This is a genomic window from Brevibacterium sp. SIMBA_078 (assembly GCF_046534565.1).
Taxonomy (GTDB): Bacteria; Actinomycetota; Actinomycetes; order Actinomycetales; family Brevibacteriaceae; genus Brevibacterium.
The window spans coordinates 215687-235143 of the sequence record NZ_JAWRYQ010000001.1 but is presented as its reverse complement, the minus strand read 5'-3'; the positions used below and the strand labels follow the sequence as shown (position 1 = coordinate 235143).

14 protein-coding genes are annotated in these 19457 nt (G+C 61.0%); 9 read left to right on the top strand and 5 right to left on the bottom strand.

The features are described 5' to 3' along the window. Positions 1–2559, top strand: coding sequence for an ATP-dependent DNA ligase (locus SB749_RS01000; RefSeq protein ID WP_410708583.1), 2559 nt, complete (start codon positions 1–3; stop codon positions 2557–2559). Between the two features lie 239 nt (positions 2560–2798). Here SB749_RS01000 and SB749_RS00995 read toward each other — a convergent pair whose 3' ends face one another. The 3 genes from SB749_RS00995 to SB749_RS00985 form a co-directional block, all read right to left on the bottom strand. After that, positions 2799–3308, bottom strand: coding sequence for a flavin reductase family protein (locus tag SB749_RS00995; protein ID WP_039206929.1), 510 nt, complete (start codon positions 3306–3308; stop codon positions 2799–2801). Continuing rightward, positions 3305–4063, bottom strand: coding sequence for a pyrimidine reductase family protein (locus tag SB749_RS00990; RefSeq protein WP_410708582.1), 759 nt, complete (start codon positions 4061–4063; stop codon positions 3305–3307). Before SB749_RS00990 ends, SB749_RS00995 begins: the two co-directional genes overlap by 4 nt. A 91-nt stretch (positions 4064–4154) precedes the next feature. Next, entirely contained in the window at positions 4155–5030 is an 876-nt protein-coding gene (locus SB749_RS00985) for a glycerophosphodiester phosphodiesterase (protein ID WP_410708581.1), read from the bottom strand. A gap of 194 nt (positions 5031–5224) precedes the next feature. On the opposite strand from SB749_RS00985, the gene SB749_RS00980 reads away from it, so the two are divergent. Then, positions 5225–6127 carry a CPBP family intramembrane glutamic endopeptidase gene (locus SB749_RS00980; protein ID WP_410708580.1) on the top strand — a complete coding sequence of 301 codons (903 nt, stop codon included), beginning with the start codon at positions 5225–5227 and terminating at the stop codon, positions 6125–6127. A 42-nt stretch (positions 6128–6169) separates the two neighbouring features. On the opposite strand, the gene SB749_RS00975 is transcribed toward SB749_RS00980, so the two are convergent. Beyond that, positions 6170–7300, bottom strand: a complete 1131-nt coding sequence (locus SB749_RS00975) for a magnesium and cobalt transport protein CorA (protein ID WP_410708579.1) — start codon at positions 7298–7300, stop codon at positions 6170–6172. Between the two features lie 134 nt (positions 7301–7434). On the opposite strand from SB749_RS00975, the gene SB749_RS00970 reads away from it, so the two are divergent. The 7 genes from SB749_RS00970 (at position 7435) to SB749_RS00940 (ending at position 18011) form a co-directional block, all read left to right on the top strand. Continuing rightward, on the top strand, positions 7435–8703 hold the full coding sequence (locus SB749_RS00970) for a CDP-glycerol glycerophosphotransferase family protein (RefSeq protein WP_410708578.1): 1269 nt from the start codon (positions 7435–7437) through the stop codon (positions 8701–8703). 102 nt (positions 8704–8805) lie between these two features. Continuing rightward, positions 8806–9195: a glycerol-3-phosphate cytidylyltransferase gene (gene tagD, locus SB749_RS00965; RefSeq protein WP_172170610.1), complete on the top strand. Its 390-nt coding sequence runs from the start codon at positions 8806–8808 to the stop codon at positions 9193–9195. Between the two features lie 65 nt (positions 9196–9260). After that, positions 9261–10091, top strand: a complete 831-nt coding sequence (locus SB749_RS00960; protein WP_410708577.1) for a CDP-alcohol phosphatidyltransferase family protein — start codon at positions 9261–9263, stop codon at positions 10089–10091. Beyond that, entirely contained in the window at positions 10088–11011 is a 924-nt protein-coding gene (locus SB749_RS00955; RefSeq protein ID WP_410708576.1) for a glycosyltransferase family 2 protein, read from the top strand. The genes SB749_RS00960 and SB749_RS00955 overlap by 4 nt, the downstream gene beginning before the upstream one ends. Positions 11012–11222: 211 nt before the next feature. Then, the gene (locus tag SB749_RS00950) at positions 11223–13295 is read left to right on the top strand and encodes an acyltransferase family protein (protein ID WP_410708575.1); all 2073 of its coding nucleotides are present in this window, start codon (positions 11223–11225) and stop codon (positions 13293–13295) included. 185 nt (positions 13296–13480) lie between these two features. Then, positions 13481–16084 (top strand): hypothetical protein, encoded by a 2604-nt coding sequence (locus SB749_RS00945; RefSeq protein ID WP_410708574.1) that lies wholly within the window; start codon positions 13481–13483, stop codon positions 16082–16084. A gap of 43 nt (positions 16085–16127) precedes the next feature. Further along, positions 16128–18011, top strand: coding sequence for a glycosyltransferase (locus tag SB749_RS00940; RefSeq protein ID WP_410708573.1), 1884 nt, complete (start codon positions 16128–16130; stop codon positions 18009–18011). Positions 18012–18087: 76 nt separating this feature from the next. Here the strand turns inward: SB749_RS00940 and SB749_RS00935 are convergent, their stop codons facing one another. After that, complete coding sequence (locus tag SB749_RS00935) at positions 18088–19368, bottom strand: CDP-glycerol glycerophosphotransferase family protein (protein WP_410708572.1); 1281 nt, start codon at positions 19366–19368, stop codon at positions 18088–18090. Positions 19369–19457: the final 89 nt, after the last annotated feature.

Sequence of the window (19457 nt, the reverse complement as noted above, 5' to 3'; positions counted from 1 at the left end):
GTGGCAGGTCACGAGCAGAAGGTCACGGTGGAGGGTCATCGACTGACATTGAGCAATCTGGACAAGGTCCTCTACCCGGAGACCGGCACGACGAAGGGGGAGATCCTCGACTACTGCGCCAGGATCGCCCCGCACCTCATCCGCCATGCCCGGGACCGGATCGCCACCCGCAAACGCTGGGTCGACGGCGTCGGCACTGCCGATGACCCCGGGGACGTGTTCTTCGAGAAGAACCTCCCGGAATCCGCACCGTCGTGGATCCGAACACGGGCGATCCGGCACTCCACAGGCAGCAAACGCTATCCCCTGGTCGACGATCTCGCGACCCTGACCTATCTCACGCAGATGGCCGCGCTCGAGATCCATGTGCCCCAGTGGAGGGTGAGCGCCGGAGCGAAGGATCCCGGCACGATCGATGCGGATACCCGCTGCCCCGACCGCATGGTCTTCGACCTGGACCCGGGCCCCGGACGCGGCCTCGCCGACTGCATCGAGGTGGCCCAGCTCGTGCGCGAACTGCTCGAGGGCATGGACCTGGAGGTCTACCCGGTGACCAGCGGATCGAGAGGCGTCCACCTCTATGCATCGCTGGACGGGTCGGTGAGCTCGCAGCAGGTCTCCGATGTCGCCCATGAGCTCGCCCGCAGCCTGGAGGCCGACCACAAAAAGCTCATCGTCTCTGCGATGAAGAAGACGCTGCGGGAGAACAAGGTCCTCATCGACTGGTCGCAGAACTCGGCGTCGAAGACCACGGTGGCTCCGTATTCTCTGCGCGGACGCTTCACCCCCTTGGTTGCCGCACCGCGCAGGTGGGACGAATTCGACGACCCGGCCGCCGTCGAGCAGGTGCGCTTCGAGGAGGTTCTCGACCGGGTCGATGAGGTCGGGGACCTCCTCGAGCCCCTCGCCGAGGCGGCCGGAGGAACCGCTTCGGCCCCGGAGTCCGGGGCCGATTCGGAGTCCCAAACCGACCCGAAGTCGGACGATGCCGCGAAAGCCGAGCGCGATCGACTTGAGGTCTACCGGTCCAAACGGGATCCGAAGCGCACGAGCGAACCCGTGCCAGCGAAACAGGGAACGAGCGGGGATGAGCTGACCTTCGTCATCCAGGAACACCATGCGAGGAGCCTCCACTGGGACTTCCGACTCGAACACGATGGGGTATTGGTGTCCTGGGCCCTGCCGAAGGGACCGCCGACCGACCCCGGGAAGAACCACCTGGCGGTACAGACCGAGGACCATCCCCTCGAATACGGCAGCTTCGAAGGCACGATCCCGAAAGGGGAGTACGGGGCCGGCGACGTCGAGATCTGGGACGCAGGCACCATCGAGGTCGAGAAGTGGCAAGAAGGCAAGGAGATCATCGCGGTCCTCCACGGGCGCGAGGATGGCGGTCTCGGGGGAGTGCGGCGGTTCGCCCTGTTCAACACCGGTGACCACGGACCGAACAGGGAGTCCGAGAAGAACTGGATGATCCACCTCATGGAGGACGAGCCGAAGAAGCAGACGGCGGCAGCGGACGACTCATCGAAGAAAGGCACGCCGACCGGGCGTACCTCCAAGAAGCGAGCTGCGAAGAAAGAGGCTCTGCCGGCGGATCTGTCCCCGATGCTCGCGAGCATCGGGGACATCGACTCCCTCCGGCGGGAGGCCGAGGACTGGGCCTTCGAGATGAAATGGGACGGCATCCGTGCGCTGGCGAGGGTGGCGCCCGGTGAAGGGGAGCGCACCGGCAGCATCGAGCTGACCAGTCGCAACGGCCATGACATGACGAACACGTACCCGGAGCTTCACGAACTGGTCGAGTGTATCGATGTCGACTGCATCCTCGACGGTGAAATCGTCGCCCTCGGGCAGGGCAGCCGACCGGACTTCGGACGCCTCCAGCGCAGAATGGGGCTGAGCCGGGACAGCGATATCGAACGGGAACAGCGACGCACCCCTGTCTACCTCATGCTCTTCGATGTCCTCCACGCGGACGGATCGTCGTTGCTGCGCACCCCCTATACGGAGCGGCGCGAACGTCTGTTCGAACTTGTGACCGAGAGCGAGCACATCCATGTGCCCGAGGCCTTCGAAGGAAGCGTCGACGCCGCCTTCGAGTCCAGCCGGAAGCTTCGACTCGAAGGAGTGCTGGCGAAGCGGACCGACAGCGTCTATCTGCCCGGAAAGCGCACCCGCACCTGGACCAAGCTCAAGCACGCCTCGACCCGCGATGTCATTGTCGTCGGCTGGCGGACCGGAGAAGGAGAACGCTCATCCAGCTTCGCCTCGCTATTGGTCGCCGCCCATGACGACGAAGGGCTCCACTACCTCGGTCGCGTGGGCACCGGGTTCGACGAGGAGGCCCTGCGGAGGCTGCGCTCCAGCCTCGATCGTCGGTCGCGGAAGACGCCGGCGCTCACCGTTCCGGCAGACGAGTCTCGAGATGCCCACTGGGTGCGACCCGACCTCGTCGGGGAGGTCCGGTTCTCTGGCCTGACCGAGGCCGGACGCCTGCGGCACCCGGTCTGGCGCGGCCTGCGCTCCGACATCGACGCAGAGGACGTCCGAGTCTGAACCAGTCGACGCTGATTCTGCTCCGATCCTCAAGGACCTTTCGTCACGCACGTGCCGAGGAGCAGAGCCACGAGGAAGGCCACGACCACCCGGTCGATGGCATTGCGATGCGGGTTACGCACTTCGGGCATGCCATCGACTCCGAATGAGCTCTGCCGTTGTCGTCCTATGCTCAACAGTAGAGGTGTGTCTGACCATCTGCTCCGCCATCGCTGACAGCAGATCGGCACGCGGTCGGCTTACGGGCGGATCGCCCGTTCCTCGGCGCTGTGTCCGGGGGTGAGGTCTCCCAGTTGCGAAGGGCGCAGCGATGCGAAGCCGCCCGTCGTCTCAGTCGCAAGCACACGTGCAGTGAGGCAGACATGATCGCTCCCGTCGTCGAGCATCGCGATGCGTTCGACGATGAGACGGTTGGGCAGGTCCGCGAGCAGCGGCACCCCATCCTCGGTGACGGTGAAGTCAAGACCGGCGAACTTGTCCGTCTCCATTCCTGAAAGTGATCCGAAGTGCCGTGCCGACTCGCGGTCGACGTCCGTGAGGAAGTGCACCGCGAAGCGCTCGGAACGCAGCGCCACCCGGTAGGTGTGGTTGGCCTTCGACAGCCAGAAGCAGTAGTGCTCCGGATCGATGCTCGCCTGGGAATGGAATCCGACTAAGCATCCGGCACGTTCGCCCTCCGCCGAGGTGGTGACGACGATGAGAGGAGAATCGACCGAACCCATGAGGTCGTCGAGCCCGGAGGTGCTCATGATCGTCCCTCCGCCGGCTTCGCTTCGTATCGGAGGAAGAGAGTGTCATCGGCGACCATCGTTGACTTCAGCGAGAACTGCGCGATGCCGGCTCCCGGCGGCGCGACGCTGACGGGCAGCGCATCGCCGCCCATCATCGGTGAGATCGACAGGCACAGCTCGTCGAGGCGGTCTGCGGCGACGAGCTCCCCGAGCCACCGGGGTCCGCCTTCGCACAGGACGACCTGGTAGCCGAGACCGGCAAGGGCCTGCAGAGCGGCGGCCGGTTCGACCCGCTCCTCGCCGGCGATGATGACCGTGGCCGCCTGTTCGGCGGCCGCCAGCCGCTCCGGATCGGCCTTTGCGCACGTGATGACGATGGTGCGCGCGTGCTCGGGTGCTGCGGTGAAAACCTGTGACGACCAGTCGAGATCGAGGCTGCGACTGACGACCGCCACTGGTGGCATCTCGGACTGTCCCCGTGTTCGACGCTGCGCTCGGGCGGACTCGCTCAGCCGCATCGGAGCGTAGCCTTCGCTGCGCACTGTCTGCGCGCCGACCATGACGACATCGGCGATCTGTCGCATCCGTCGGAACAGGTCCTGATCGGGTTCTGTCGACAGAGCACCGACGCGTCCGTGAATGGCAGCGGTTCCGTCGAGACCGGCGACCATATGACCGGTCACCCAGCATTCGTGCCGCGGCTGGGTGCGGTCGACCTCGAGATAGGGTGTCAGCGGGTCCGGGATCGGGGCACCGCGTTCGAGTGGCTCCATCCATGCAGTCTACTGAACCTCGCCGGTACTCGTGGCGACGATTTTCCGACCATCACCCGGACCCCGCTGACTGTTCATCGACGCGAGTGAGTCAGTTCGTCCAGGCGTCGTCGGTGAAATAGCCGTCGATGAACCCGGGCAGGCGGTGACCGTCTTTCGCAGTCGCCAGTGTGTACGGGGCGACGTGGAAGCCGGCCTTGTCGAGTTCCCGCATCTTGTTCGTCGGCAGCTTCTTGCTCGGTCCCACCCATTCGATGCCGGCGTCCTTGATCTCTGCCGGTGATTCCTTCGGCATGGTCGACCCCATGAGATAGAGCGAGGTGTAGCCGCGGTCGGCGATCGTCTTCGCAGCTTCGAAGTCGAAGGACTGAACGACGAGGGAGTCCTTCAATCCGCGTTCGTCGAATTCGTCGAGGACGCGGTCGACCTCCTCGGGGGTGGCCCCGGGCTTGATCTCGGGCACGAGGACGACGTCACCGCCCATTTCGTCGAGGAGCTCGTCGAGGGTGACGGTGGCGGCTTCTTCTCCGCCGGCCGGGTGCTTGATCGTGGCTGCGTCCCATTCCTCCCGACTGAGGTCCCGGATGGGTCCGGTCGCGCCGTTGAGTGTGCGGTCGGCGGTGTCGTCGTGGATGAGGACCGGGGTGCCGTCTTCGAGGAACTGGATGTCCATCTCCGGGAGGAAACCGTCCTTCGCCGAGGCGGTGAATCCTTCCATGGATTCTTCCGGATAGACGTCGGCGCCGCCTCGGTGGGAGATCGTGGTCGGGAATTCGATGTCGGCGACCTTGTCCGGGGCGGTGAAGCCGCTGGGGGAGCCGAGTCCCGGTGCTTCACCGGCGGATCCGAGCCCGGTGGCGGCCGCGGGCGCGAGACCGGCACCGAAGGTGGCCGAAGCCGCGAGAACAGCAGTGGCGAGAATCGTGAACGGACGGGTGCGTGTGGATGTCTCTTTCTGTGTATTCACGTCCGCAACGCTACGAAGCGCAGGTGATCGTGTGGCGAAGCCGCCGTGAACGTCACCGGCAGAATGGACGAATGGGTGGGAAATGACGACCTGCGCCGAGGCGGCCGCCCCTGCCGTACCCCTGCTTGGCGGGCATTGAGCTGAGGAACGTGCATCCCTGGTTTCGGCCCGGACCGGACTCTATTCTGTGCGCTATGGTCACCGACCCCGCCCTCGGCCGAGCTCCGATGGACCCCGACATCGCACGGGGCCGCCAGGACGAAGCGGTTCTGCACAAGTACGATCGCCCGGTTCCGTTCTATGTGTGGGCAACCGTGCTGCCATGGGTGTTCTGGTTCGCGGCTGCCTATCTCAGTCATCTGCCTGAGCAGAATCAGGCCGTGCTCGTCGCGACCTTGGTGCTGTCATTGGCGGGACTGTTCGCCCCACTTGCCGTGGTCGTCGCTTTCGTCCGGCACCGCCCGGAGCTGCGAGCCGACATCGTCAACAGGTTGAAGTGGCCGAGTTCTGCGCGGTGGCCGTTCTTTGTCGCCGCGGTGTTCCTCGTTCCCGTCACTCTCATGGCTGCGCAGGGGCTGTCACTGTTCTTCGGCTACGACCCCGGCCAGTTCAAGCTTCGGGGCGGGTTCACGTTCTCAACGGGGCTGATGCCGGTGTGGGTGACTCTGATCGGGGCCGCTGTCATCGAAGAGCTTGCTTGGCACAGCTACGGCACCGACACCTTGGTGAGGAAGATGCGGGTGTTCTCGGCGTCGATGCTCTTCACTCTCATCTGGGCGCTGTGGCATGTGCCGTTGTCATTTATCGACGGCTACTACCAGAACGAGGTCGTCGAATCAGGAGTGCTGCAGACCCTGAACTTCCCGGTCTCGATGGTGGCGTTCGTCCTCGTGATGAACTGGCTGTACTTTCGGTGCGGTCGCAGCATCTTGGTTCCGGTGGTCTTCCACGCCTCTGCGAATATGTCCGCGGAGATCTTCATGACCGATCCTGACTCGAAGATCATTCAGACCGGCCTGATGCTCGTCCTCTCGGCGATCATCCTCGTCAAGGAACGTCGACTGTTCTTCGACCGGCCGGCACAGCCGGTCGGATAGTCAGATTCCGAAGGCCATTTTCGTCGGCGAGCGATTCGCCGCCTACATCCACTTCTTGACTCTGAAGACGACGTAGAGAACGACGCCCAGCCCAAGCATGAGCCCCAATGCCATCGGATAGCCGAAGGCCCAATGGAGTTCGGGCATATCGTCGAAGTTCATTCCGTAGATCGCGCCGACCAGAGTTGGAGCAAAGAGGATAGCCGCCCACCCGGAGATCTTCTTCATATCCTCGTTCTGACGTTGAGCGACCAGAGTGGAATTGACATTGAGGATCTGCGACAGAGATTCGCGTAGTTCTCCGGCTTCGGCAAGGACTCTGGTGAGGTGGTCTGAGACGTCATCGAGGTAGGCACGTAGGTCGTCGGGAATTGCGTACTTGGCGGCTCCGTTACCTAGAGCTTGAGTCAGCCGATTGAGGTGAGTGGAGTTGTGCAAGACATCGATGACTTCCTGGCTGAGGAGATAGATGCGCTCGGCAGCGGCAGTGTCCCCGCTGAAGACCTGTCTCTCGATCCCGTCTTTGTCGTCCTGAAGCCCGTCGAGCACAGGGAAGTACCCGTCGACTGCAGTGTCGAGCAGACGGTAGATGAGTGCCTCTGGACCGAGTGCGAGCAGTTCACGGTCTTTCGTCCAGCTGCGCTTCTCGTTTGTGAAGTATTCCTGGATTCCACTTGTGTCCGTCGCAATCGGGGTGCCGTCGATGAAGCGATCTCCCTGACAGATGATGACGAGCACATCGTCCTTCATGAGTAGGTGGAACTCGTTGAACTCGACTTCCTCTTTCGCATCGATGTAGACGGCTGATTTCAGAACGGCGAAGAGCACCTCACCGTAGCGCTCGACTTTGGCCCGCTGGTTCGCGTGGAAGAGATCGTCGACGAGCACCGGATGCAGGTCCCATGCTGAAGCCAGTTCTGCGAGGAGTTCGGGAGTCGACCAAGGAATGATTACTTGAGTGGTTGACCCTGTCGAGTTCGATTCAGGACTATCGGCAGTGCGCGGGGTCAGGGCGTCGTGGAACGTATGCGCGGTATGAAGCTCCTGAGGCTCGCTGTTGACGATCTTGCGGCTGAAAAGTGTCGTAGCCCGAGGTGCGGACTCTTTGGAGCCGGGAGTCGCTCGTTTTCGCAATGACGGCCGATCGAACCGCTGGCGACTTTCAGGTGACATGTGCTCCCTTTCGCAGAATCCCAACCAAAACTAGCGGATTGCCTTTGTGCTAGTCGACTGCAGTGGGACTGAGGCTCACCTGGAACGGAGGTCAAGTTCAGGTCGAACACAGATAGGCATGCACAATAGTTTTCATGACCTTCCTACCGGCAGATCTGCCGCACACCGCAGTTCGTGGTGCCAACTTTGCACAATCGGTGGCGAAACTCGCTGCGCTGAGACTCCGTGAGCGTGTTCGCGAATCACGGCTGCCTGACGAATTTCACCCTCAGGACGACGACGAGTTCGTTGTAGCTGCTTATTTCGCCGGTGATCTCAGCTCGGTCTATCAGCTCGAACAGTGGTTGTGGCCATTCGAGCAGCTTGAGGCCCGTCTCAAGGAACTGGGACACAGCCAGCAGCCCTTCGGTATCATCGTCCGCAATGCCGTGGTCGCGAAACACCTCAAAGGAGTTACCGATTTTCCGGTTCGGTTCTCGCGACTGACTAAGGGACTCGACAAGTTCATGCAGTCACCGAGCCTGCGAGCCGTGTTCTACGTCAACCAGGGAACAAGCAACTTCCAGGCACTGCGCTATCCGGAACCTGCCCATGTCCATCTGAGCCATGGTGAGAGCGAGAAGATCTCGATGATCTCCAATCAGCTCAAGGGATACGACTACATATTCACCGCCGGCCAAGCCGCGAGAGAGCGGATCGAGCAGACTCTCTACGGTATGCGCGCCGATCGGATGCTCGATGTCGGTCGGCCTCAGTTGGACAGTCCTCGATCGGTCCCGTCCGAATGGGAAGAGTTCAAGACCAAGAACTCAGATGGCAAAGTGGTCTTCTATGCGCCGACGTGGGAGGGAGACTCCCCGTCGATGGCGTACGGAACTATCGCCTACAACGGCGAAGACATCGTCACCTCGCTGCTGGAAGCCGGCTACCGGGTGATCTTCCGGCCTCACCCCCGCACGGGAGTGATGCGCAGCGAGTTCGAAAAGGCCGTGGAAAACGTGGCCGAAATCGTCCGATGCGATCCGCGAGGATTCCTCGACGAATCGCCTGACGTGTCCTGGCAGTTGGATGAGGCGGATCTTGCGGTCGTGGAAATGACATCGGTGGCATTCGACTGGCTTGCCTCCGGAAAGCCGCTGGTCATGGTCAAGCCGCACGATCCCCAGGCAGAAGTTCTCGATGGTGGACTCCTGGATCGCTGCCCCACCGTCGACCCGAAGAGCCGCGTGGGTGTTGTCGATCTCATCGACGAGGCAGTCTCGCGCAGTGGATCGGTTGCAGAATTGGCGCAGTTCTATCTGGGCGACACAGCAGACGGTGAGCAGACCGCTCGTTTCATCGAATCAAGCGAACGCGTGATCCGAGATCGCTCGGAAGAACGTCGTCTGAAGCACGCTCAGTGAGCGGTGTGACATTTTCTTAACCTGAAGTAACAAAATGATAAACTAACGCGGAACTATTCTGCGGCTCACGAGGTGAGCTTCGACCTCTGGACGGATTCAGCAATGAAACGAGTCATCACTTACGGGACATTCGACCTGCTCCATTACGGGCATATTCGACTGCTCCAACGTTGTAAGGATCAGGGCGACTACCTGGTAGTTGCGCTGTCGAGTGACGAATTCAATGCTGGCAAGGGCAAGAAGTCTTACTTCTCCTATGAAGAGCGCAAACACATGCTCGAAGCGATCCGCTACGTCGATCTCGTTGTGCCTGAGGATAACTGGGAGCAGAAATCGACCGATATCGATAAGTACCATATTGACACCTTCGTCATGGGGGACGACTGGACCGGGAAGTTCGACTTCCTCAAAGACAAGTGCGAAGTCGTCTATCTGGAACGCACGCCCGAGATCTCGACAACGCGGATCAAGAGCGAGCTGGGCAAGTCCTGACAGCAACGGCGCGAACTTCGCGCTATCGTTGCTGGACATCATCCATGGATCTGAGAGGAACGGACGTGCCCGAAAAGTCTTCGGCGAAACATCCGACACTGTCGGAGCTTCGGGCGAAAGCACAGCCGATAGAGGTCCGCAGTCGCAAGAACGCGGAGCACTGGTCGGCGCAGCTTTATCTCCGCCATATCTCGATCTATTTCACGATGCTGCTCGTGCGCACCAGGATCAGCGCAAATGGCGTCACCGGCCTGATGATCTTGTCCGGTTGGTGCATCGCCTTCAGCCTTCTGATTCCGGGAATCTGGGGAGCGATTCTTGCTGTCTTCTTCTCGCAAGTCCAGATGTACATCGACTGCTGCGACGGCGAGGTCGCTCGGTGGCGCGGCACCAGCGGCGCCAAAGGTGTGTTTCTCGATAAGGTCGGCCACTATACGACCGAAGGTCTGGTTGCCGTCGCGCTCGGAGTTCGAGCAGTCGGGGAGTGGAGCAACCTCATCGACGACCCTGCCGGATCCTACCCGCTTCTGCTCGCTGGAACGGTCCTTGCAGGATTGGTGCTACTCAACAAAGCCCTCAACGACATGGTTCACGTCTCCCGTGCGTTCAACGGACTCGATAAACTCGCGGATTCGAAGGAAGCCACAGCGCTCAATCCCGGAGTCGTGGCCACTCTCAAACGAATCGCTCGGTTTGTGCCTTTCCACCGCATCTTCCACTCGGTAGAGATGTCATTGATGGCGCTGGTATCGAGCATTGTCACCGTGATAGCGGTTTCGGCAGGAGCTGAGCCCTTGTTCGGCGAACGTTGGCTCGTCCTCATCATGGCTCCGCTGTGTCTGCTCTCTGTGATCGGGCATTTCATGTCGATCATGGCATCGAGGAGGCTGTCATGAGCAAGTCGTCGCGGATCCTCTCTCAACGATTCGAAGACAACAGGCGCTACACCTTCGGCGTTGTCGTTCTCAGCCAGGGGAAGCGACTGGATGATCTCAATCGTGGATTTGAGTCGCTGCTGGCACAGAAGGGCGTCGACCTCGACATCGTCTGCGTGGGCAACGGTTGGGAGCCGGACGGCATCCCGGACCAAGTCAAGAAGCTGGGACTGCCGGAGAACCTCGGAATCCCTGCGGGCCGAAATGCAGGAGTTCCCCACGTCGAAGGCGAATTCCTGTTCTTCCTCGACGACGACGCATGGCTGCCTGATGACACGTCGCTGATGCGCATGGCACAGCTGATGCGCACGAAACCGCAAATCGGGCTGATCCAGCCGAGGGTTGAGGAACCCGGTGGGCCGGATGCCCCGAAACGGTGGATCCCCAGACTGAAGAAGGGAAGCGCCGACCATTCATCGAATGTGTTCTCGGTGTGGGAAGGCGCAGTCTGCATGCAGCGTCGGGCCTTCGATGAGTGCGGCGGATGGCCAGCACCGTTCTGGTACGCGCACGAGGGGATCGAACTCGCGTGGAGGGTCTGGGACGCCGGCTACATCGTCTGGTACATGGGTGACCTCGCCGTCGCTCATCCGGTGATCGACCCGAGGCGCCACGATGAATACTTCTACATGAACGCGAGAAACCGGGTTTGGCTGGCTCGGCGCAATCTGCCATGGCCCTTCAGCTGGGCCTATGTGGGCTCCTGGACATTGATGCAGTTCCTCAAATGGGCCAACAAGCCTCACCAGCTCAAAGCATGGATGGAAGGATGGCGAGCCGGATGGCGTCACGACCCGTGGGGTCAGGACGAGGACCGCCAAAAGCTGTCAGGAAGAGGCGTACTTCGAATGTCCAGGCACGGGCGGCCGCCGATCGTGTGACCTCACGCCGCTATGGCGGAACGGTGCGCGTCGATACAGCAGCAATCAAACTGGAGGAGTCTCCGGAGAGCATGCTGTCTTCCGCGTACAACAGAAACGAGTAATGAAATGGACCGCAGTCGGGTCCGAACCAACCGACTGAGAAACTGAGTGGAGCCGATTGATGCAGTCGACAGCCCCCGTCGCTGAAAACTCCCCACAGAGTTCGAGCGTGCCGAAACCCCCAGGCTTTCGCTCCGATATCCAAGGGCTGCGAGCCCTGGCCGTGGGGATCGTTCTGCTCTATCACCTGTGGCCCGATCGCTTCGTCGGCGGATTCGTCGGAGTCGACGTCTTCTTCGTCATCTCCGGCTTCCTGATCACCAGTCACCTCATCAAGTCCCCTCCACGAAGTTGGGGAGATGTGGCAAAGTTCTGGGCGCGGCGTGTCCGGCGACTGCTGCCGGCATCGCTGCTCGTGCTTTTCCTCGTCGGCATCGCTACCTTCCTCGTCGCTCCGCAGTCGGTCTGGGCCGATACCGGTCGGCAGATCCTTTCGGCAGGTCTCTACGTCGTCAACTGGGACTTCGCCATCTCCAGCGTCGACTATCTGGCTGCCGACAATGCTCCGTCACCGGTCCAGCACTTCTGGTCGCTGTCGGTCGAAGAGCAGTTCTACTTCCTCTGGCCGATGATCATCGGCTTGGCGTTCCTCTTGGGGACGAAGCTCGGCCGGTCCAAAAAGTTCGTCGGATTCACCGTCCTCGGGATCTTCCTAGCCTCGTTCGTCTTTTCTGTCTGGTACACGGCCAACGAACCTGCAATGGCCTACTTCATCACTCCGACCCGGATGTGGGAGCTGGCCACCGGCGGGCTCGTCGCCGTCTTTGTGCTCTATGTTCGACCCGAGAAGATACCATTCAGTTCAGTGCTCGGGTGGATCGGTCTCGCCGGAATTGTGGCTGCCACCTTTCTCATCCGCGCAGACAAGCCGTTCCCCGGCTACATCGCGTTGGTGCCCGTGGTGTCGACAGCACTTGTCATCCTCGTCGACTCTCGGGGCCCGGCATCTGTGCTTCCGCTCCTGTCATTGCGGCCGGTGCGTTTCCTCGGCGATATCTCGTACTCCGTCTACCTCTGGCACTGGCCGCTGATCGTCCTCGTGCCTTATGCCTCGGTCAAGTTCGGAATTTCCGAGAGCCTCGGCGTCCTGGACAATATCGCCATCATCTTGGTCTCGATCATCGCCGCCTGGGCTTCGACAACCTGGGTCGAGAACCGATTCCGCAAGTCGTCGTTCTTCAGCAGTTCGAAGAAGACCTTCACGTTCGCAGCCTTGGCGATGGCGCTCGTCGCCGCACTGGGACTCAGCCAGATGGTCATCGCCAACACCATCGTCGAGCAGAACGAAGACAAATTGCAGGCCCAGTTGGACGATCCCGAGTCCTGCCTCGGCGCCGGAATTCTCCTCCCCAGTGCCAAGGACAACCCCAACTGCGAAGACAAGGACTCACTGCAGATGGAGCCCGCTGCGGCCAAGAAAGACAAGTCCAAAGCCTATGCCGATGGTTGCTGGGCCAGTGCACCATATGCGAGCAAACCGGAGTGCACCTATGGAGACGGGTCGAAACATGTCGCGCTGGTCGGAAATTCGCACGCCGGTCATTGGCTGCCGACACTCGAGCGCTTGGCGGATGAGCATGATCTGACGATCACCACTTTCCTCGCCTCGAACTGCAGCATTTCCACCCTGCCTCAGGACCTTTCGACGCCGGAGGAAACCAGGGGGTGTCAGGACTACGCCGATTGGGTCTCGAAGAGAACTACCGAAGGCGGCTTCGACGCAGTCATCACTTCGGAACGCCAGTCTACGCCGCTGGAAGGTATGGACTGGGAAGAGACCGAGAAGCAGGCGCCCGAAGGACATCGTGAGATCCTGCAGCGCTGGGTCGATGCTGATTTGGATGTTGTGGTCATTCGAGACACCCCTTACCCGGGCGGAGCGGATATCACTGTTCCGGATTGCGTTGCCAAGCATGAAGACGACCTCGAGCAGTGCTCCGGAACACCAGAATCTTGGCATTGGATGGACCCGCTCGCGGCCTCCGCGAGGACCATTGATTCGAAGAAGCTGTCGGTCATCTACCCCCAGGACTGGTTCTGCCCTGAAGGACGCTGCGAGCCAGTCATCGGCGGAGTCATCACCTACTTCGATACCGCCCATATCACCGCGACCTATGCGCAGACTCTCGCGCCGCAGCTCAGTTCGAGACTCAGCCGATCAGGCTTGGACACCTTTGACTGAGAACCGAAGGGATCCCAGGTCACCGGTTCATCGAACTGACAGTCAAGTTCGATATCGTGTGCCTGATTGATCCCGAACGACACACCTAAGCCCACGACCGTCCACCGAAGCCTCTGCAAAGGACCAAACGAGTGACCACTGGACGAAATGCCGCAGACCGATACCTCAACAAGGGAAGAGAACTGGTGAAACCAGTTGTTCACGGGATCGCCCGTCGAGCTCTGCCTGTGGTCGAACGGGCCTCCGGGACGAGATACGTGCGCGAACGCACGGAGGGCGGAAAAGGATCCGGGAAGGCGTCCGGCAAGCCCAAGAAGATCGCGACCGAGACCGCTCGGGCCTATCGGAAACTGGCAGCAGGCTTGCTCGGTGCGACAGCAGAGAACACCGACGGGTGGACCGTCGCTCCCTCCGCACGCGAGGTCGACGGTAAGGCTCGTCAGCTGGCGCGTCTCAAGGCGCACTCCGCTCTGTCTGAGGCGCTGACCCAGGGATCGTCGCTCGGAACCGCGGTTGTGGAAGCAGGACGGTCGCTCGTCGCCGGCGGACATATGGCCGATGTAGTGTCGATCGGGCTCAACCTCCGCAACAAGCCATCCACCGAGGATGCCGGCAGAGTTCTCTTGGGCATGGCCTACCAGCGGACATCTGATCCCGAAGTGGCGTGGGCGCAATTCGAGAAGATCGATGACCGAGACATCATCGTCTCCGCCGCCGAAGAGTACTACCCGACCGCGATCGACACCCTCGGAGATGACGCTCTGCCGCTCCTGGACTCGGCACACGAGACAGGCGAGATCGACAGCTGGAATGCGAAGGCCGTGCTGCGCACCGCCGAGTCGGCTTTCTGCATCGACGCTTTCGACTATGTCCGGACTCTGATCGAAACGCGCCTCGACCAGATGGATGACGACGCGGATTCGGCCGTGCGCTACGAGCTCAATCGCATGCGCGACTGGCTCCCGGGAGGAAAGCACCTCGACCCGCTTCCGACGACTGCCGGCAAACGCAACTTCGGTGTCCTCAGCTACGACCAGCCGGGAATCCGCTCGCGCAACATCGGCGACTACATCCAGACGATCGCATCGATCGGGCACCTGCTCCGCTACGAGAACCTCAGCTTCACCGGCGACACCGGACTGACCGAACTCTTCGCAAAACTGCGCCAGTCGGTCAAGGAGGAGCGGAAGTACGCGGGACCTGAGGGCGAACTCAACCTGGTCGAGGTCTATCGAGACGGCAACGTCTACCAGGACATCCCGGAGGACACCTGGTACATCGCCTTCGGCTGGTACATGCACGACATCTTTGGTAAGTCGTTCAATATTCCGTTCCACCCGAATCTGCGCCCGATCCTGCTGTCTGTGTTCGTGCGCTATCCCGAGATGCTCACGCCCGATGCCATCGCTTACCTGAAGAAGTACGGACCGGTCGGTTGCCGTGACTGGCAGTCCGTCGCCGTGCTGCGCGCAGTCGGTGTGCCCGCGTTCTTCTCTGGCTGCCTGACGACGACAGTCGATACTCTCTTCCCTGCAGCCTCACCTGATCGTCGCTCGGGGACGTTGCGCGTCGACTGGACGAAGGACAGCAAGGGGCCGAAGAAGAAGCAGACCGTCACCGCGATTCGTGACAAGTCGTTCCCGGAGAACCTCGAACTCGCACGCAATTGGGTCGCTGATTACGCCTATAAGTACAAGCACGTCCTCACTTCCCGCCTGCACGCGAATCTGCCGGCCAGGTCTGTCGGTGCCGACGTCGACTTCGAACCCAAGAACAAGTCCGATTCGCGGTTCGGCGGACTCATCGGCATCGACGCGGCCGAGTTCGACGCCATTCGCAATGGAATCCTCGACAAGCTCTCCGAGCTGCTGCCCCTCATCGCCACAGGTGCGCACGAAGACGAGATCTACGCGAAGTGGGTCGAGATCACCGCGGACGAGATGGCCTTCGCCGACGAGTACCTGGCTGCGGCAACACTGCCCGTTGCTGACAACCGAGCCGTGGCCTCAGCGCTGATCGGATTTGAACGCCCAGCGCCCGATGCGCAGACCACCGATATCGTCATGACCGTTGAAAAGGGTGAGGCTCCTCTGGTCGGGCAGGCGCTCCGATCCATCGACGCTCACGCCGGGTCTGCCTACCGAGTGTGGTTGCCGAACGGCTCGTTGACGTCAGCCGAGGTCGACGCGATCCGAGGCAAGCTCGCTCAGGGAAGCATCCACGTCCTCCCGACTGTGGAATTCGATGGGACACAGAATGCGCCTGGCGTGCTGTCTGCGTTGCTGCCGAGGCTCTTTGCAGACCACGAGCGACTCATCGTCGTGCCTGCGACCGCCGAGGTGTCTGCAGACATCACCGAGCTCTCGACCGTCGACTTCAAGGACACGCTGCTGGCCGCGAAACATGACGTCAGGAAGAGCCGATCCAGCGGTCTCACACTGATGCGACGTATCGCGAGCTCGTTCGGTGACGATCACACGGGCGCCCTCGATTTCGTCTTCGCCAGCCACGCAGGGATGAACGAAGACTTCGTGCCGTTCGACCCGCAGATCGCCGTGCTCAATCTGGCCGGCCTGCGCAGCGAAGGCATCGTGGAACGAGTCCTCGGTCTCGTGCAGCAGAACGGCCTCAGCTATATCGACGCGATGCAGATGACCGTGAAAGGCCGGTACGCCGACCTCGACGGTGACTGGAACATCCACGCTCAGTGGGAGGCATCGGATGTTCCCAAGATCGTCAATTGGCGTCGTCAGGCTCGCCACTTCGGCCACATGGCGCTGACGCGCTGATTGCCCGTTCGCCGTCGATGAGCGCTGAGGAAAGGTACCACTTGTGAGATTGCGACCCCGAACGAACCCAAACGGCAACGGCCGGGACGCTGAACCAGACGGTCCCGCATTTGGGACCGACGCAGTCCACGTATACAACGTGCTGTGGGGCATTCCGGAGTCCATGGGCGGCATGACGACGGCTGCGCTGCGTCGGATTCGGAGCTTCCAGGACTTCGGCAACCCGCTGTCACAGACCATTCTGACGTTCAGTCCGCGCATGGACACAGATGAGATCAGGGACCGTCTGATCGCACAGGGGAAGATGCGAGAGAACGTTGAACTGGTCAATATCTGGCAGGATCTGCGAGGACGAAGCGAAGCCGAACTGGCCAGCCTTGAGGGTGAGCCCCCGAGGATGCCGATCCCCGACGAAGACGGCGAACTCGAGAACATCACCGCTTTCTACGACGTGTTCCGAAACTCGCGGACCGGTCGGGTCATCCGGCGCAACTACCTGCGGGGCGACGGAAGTCTGCTGCTTGCTGACATCGAGGATCCGAAACTGGGCAGACGGTTCATCCTGCATTCCCCGGCCGGGGAGCCGATGGCCGAGTGGCGACGCCCGCGGGACTTCTACAATGCGTGGATCACGGCGACCGTGACGAAGTCGCCGGCGGTCGTCATCGTCGATGACAAGAAGGTCAGCGAATTCATCCACGAGATCCCTGACCGCGGCTTCGCACTCATCCTCTTTCTCCACGGGAGTCATCTCCGCCACCCGTGGAACGGCGATCACGGGCAGCCTCTGAAGGCCCGTACAGATACGATGCGCAACTTCGACCGATTCGACATCGTCGGAGTGCAGACACAGCAGCAGGCCGAAGCAATTCGAGCGATGGGCTTCTCAGGCGAGAACATCAGACTTCTGACAGGGGAACTGCCGCAAGGATCGGTCGTCTCTGATCCGCCGATGCTGCGAGACACGGGGAATGCCGTAATGGTCGCGAACCTCATCGACCTCAAACGCATCGATCACCCGATTCGCGCGGTCGCGAAGCTGCGCCACCGTGGAATCGCAGTCTCCCTGACTGTGCTCGGAGAGGGACCCGCGAGACCAAAGCTGGAAGCTCTCATCGATGAGCTCGACCTCAGCGATCGTGTCGAATTGCCGGGGTACGTCAATAATGTGCACGAACGACTGACATCGGCGTCGTTCTCCACACTGACCAGCACGAGTGAGGGGTTGCCGCTGTCCCTGCTGGAGGCGATGGGAGCAGGGTGCGTGCCCATCGTCTACGACATCACCTACGGTCCGCGAGACCTCATCGATCAGGGCGACAACGGCTTCATTACGCCGTGGAGCGACATCGACGCACTGGCCGACCAGATCGAAAGGTTCCTCTCTCTGGAATCCAGCGAAGTCGAGCCCATGCGTCGAGCAGCGGTGAAGTCCGTCGAAAGGTATCTCCCCGAAGCCGGATACCGGCGTTGGCAGGAGGCGCTCGGTGAGATGCGGTTGACGAACTTGCCGGACCGCGTTGACACGAAGTCGGCTCGTTCGATCGAAGCGAAGAAGCTCACCTGCACCCCGATTGCGGGCGGCAGCAGAGTTGAAATCGAAATCGACGGTATTCTTCAGTCGATTGCAGAGACGCTGCAGCTGGTCGTGGCCGGCAGGAAACTCAGTACGTTCTTCCTCTGCGACCAGTCCGAGACCTCATTCCGCTGGTTCGGACACCGAACGGTGCTTACTTTCGACGTGGACGATGAGAGCTTTTCCGAGTCCGCTGGTGAGACATTCGACGTCTTTCTTCGCCGACCCCATGATCTGTGGTCATCGAAGCGGAGAATCAGCACTCCGAAGCGATTCCGCGTCACGACTGCGACAGCCAGCGAATGGTATGCCACGAAGCACGGGAACCTCTCGGTCAGACCTCGGAAGTAATTCGAGCTTCAGGCGTCCGCATGTTCCGGTGACGCGCTGACCGCGGCGATGACCCGCTGGCGGAGTCCGATCACGGCTATTCGTCGTCGGCCTCGGCGTTGACGCTCTCGGTGTGGTAGGTCTGCAGCGCAGCCGTACGATCAGCGATCAGCCTGGACACCGCCTCGGTGAACAGAACGGTCGATGATCCGGGTTCGCCGTCGCCGAAATAGTGGCGGCGGAGTTCATGCCTGATCTCTGCTGAAGAATCGCGCACGAGCATCTCTTTGAGCAGCGATTCGACACTTCCGATCGACTCATCGTTGATGAGGGGCGCGGCGCGGCTGATCGGCGCCTCGGCATTGAGTGATTCGGTGTCACCGCGACGGTCGGTGAGAACGAGCGGCTTATCCGGGTGGAGATAGAGGAAGTCGAGTCCGACGCTGGAGATATCGGTGATGAGCAGGTCGACCGTGTCGAACATGCCGAGGATGTCTCCCTGCATGAGCACCTGGTGCTGCTGAGTCTCGTTGGCGATCGACACATTTGCCGCCTCGATGAGGTCGAGAATTCGAGCATTCGCCTCGACCACGTCCGGGTCTTTGGACGTTTCGACCCGAGGATGGGGTTTGTAGATCAAACGCGCACCGGGAATCTGGAGGGCGGCTTCGACGATCTGCGGACCAAAGCGATCGACCGAGGTGTAGTTGTTCGCATCATTCTCGCCCTCCCACGTGGGCGCATACATGATCGTCCTGGCAGACGAAGGTTCGAGCTCGAGCGGCCTTTCGATATCCAATTGGGGCCGGCCGACTCGGACGAGCTGGGATTCATCAAAGTCGATGAGAGCCCTGCGGTGTCGTTCCACAGCGGCCTCGCCGGCAATGAAGACCTTGTCATAGGCCTTGGCCTGATTGGAGACCATGCTCAGTTTGTCCGATTCGCCGTGATTGACATGGACGTGGACCATCGGAGCGAAACTGAGCGACTGGAAATTCGTCATTCCGTTGTTGACGTACAGAGCGAGCTTGAAGTCATTGGCGTGGTAGAAGGTCTGCAGGGGATCGAACTTTCGTTTGAACACCACGGGGAGGTGAGTGGTTTCCATCACGCTGGTCAAAGCTGAACCTTTTCGCACGACGATGACGACCCTGTGCACCTTATGGAGTTGCTCGAGGACCGGGATCCACTGTTCGAGTTGGTAGAACTTCGAACTGCGGTCGCCGAAGTAGACGACGACTTCGGCATCGACGTAGCTGCCGTCATATTCGTATTCGAGGCGGTTCCACTTCTCAGCGCCCCTGATCCATTTGCTGGTGCGTTTCCACGCGCTAGAGCGCACTGCGGTGCGTGCGACCCATCGGACCGGGTTAGCCACTGTTCGAACTCCTTGCAGTTGTGAATTCGGATCCGCAACGGCTCAATGCCTTAGATGCAACCGACGACTCGGCCAGAATATCGTTTCAT

Excerpts from the sequence above, each read along its gene's own strand:
- tagD (WP_172170610.1), top strand. The coding sequence starts at position 8,806 with ATGAAACGAGTCATCACTTACGGGACATTCGACCTGCTCCATTACGGG.
- SB749_RS00970 (WP_410708578.1), top strand. The coding sequence starts at position 7,435 with ATGACCTTCCTACCGGCAGATCTGCCGCACACCGCAGTTCGTGGTGCC.
- SB749_RS00995 (WP_039206929.1), bottom strand. The coding sequence starts at position 3,308 with ATGAGCACCTCCGGGCTCGACGACCTCATGGGTTCGGTCGATTCTCCT.
- SB749_RS00955 (WP_410708576.1), top strand. The coding sequence starts at position 10,088 with ATGAGCAAGTCGTCGCGGATCCTCTCTCAACGATTCGAAGACAACAGG.
- SB749_RS00990 (WP_410708582.1), bottom strand. The coding sequence starts at position 4,063 with ATGGAGCCACTCGAACGCGGTGCCCCGATCCCGGACCCGCTGACACCC.
- SB749_RS00980 (WP_410708580.1), top strand. The coding sequence starts at position 5,225 with ATGGTCACCGACCCCGCCCTCGGCCGAGCTCCGATGGACCCCGACATC.
- SB749_RS00975 (WP_410708579.1), bottom strand. The coding sequence starts at position 7,300 with ATGTCACCTGAAAGTCGCCAGCGGTTCGATCGGCCGTCATTGCGAAAA.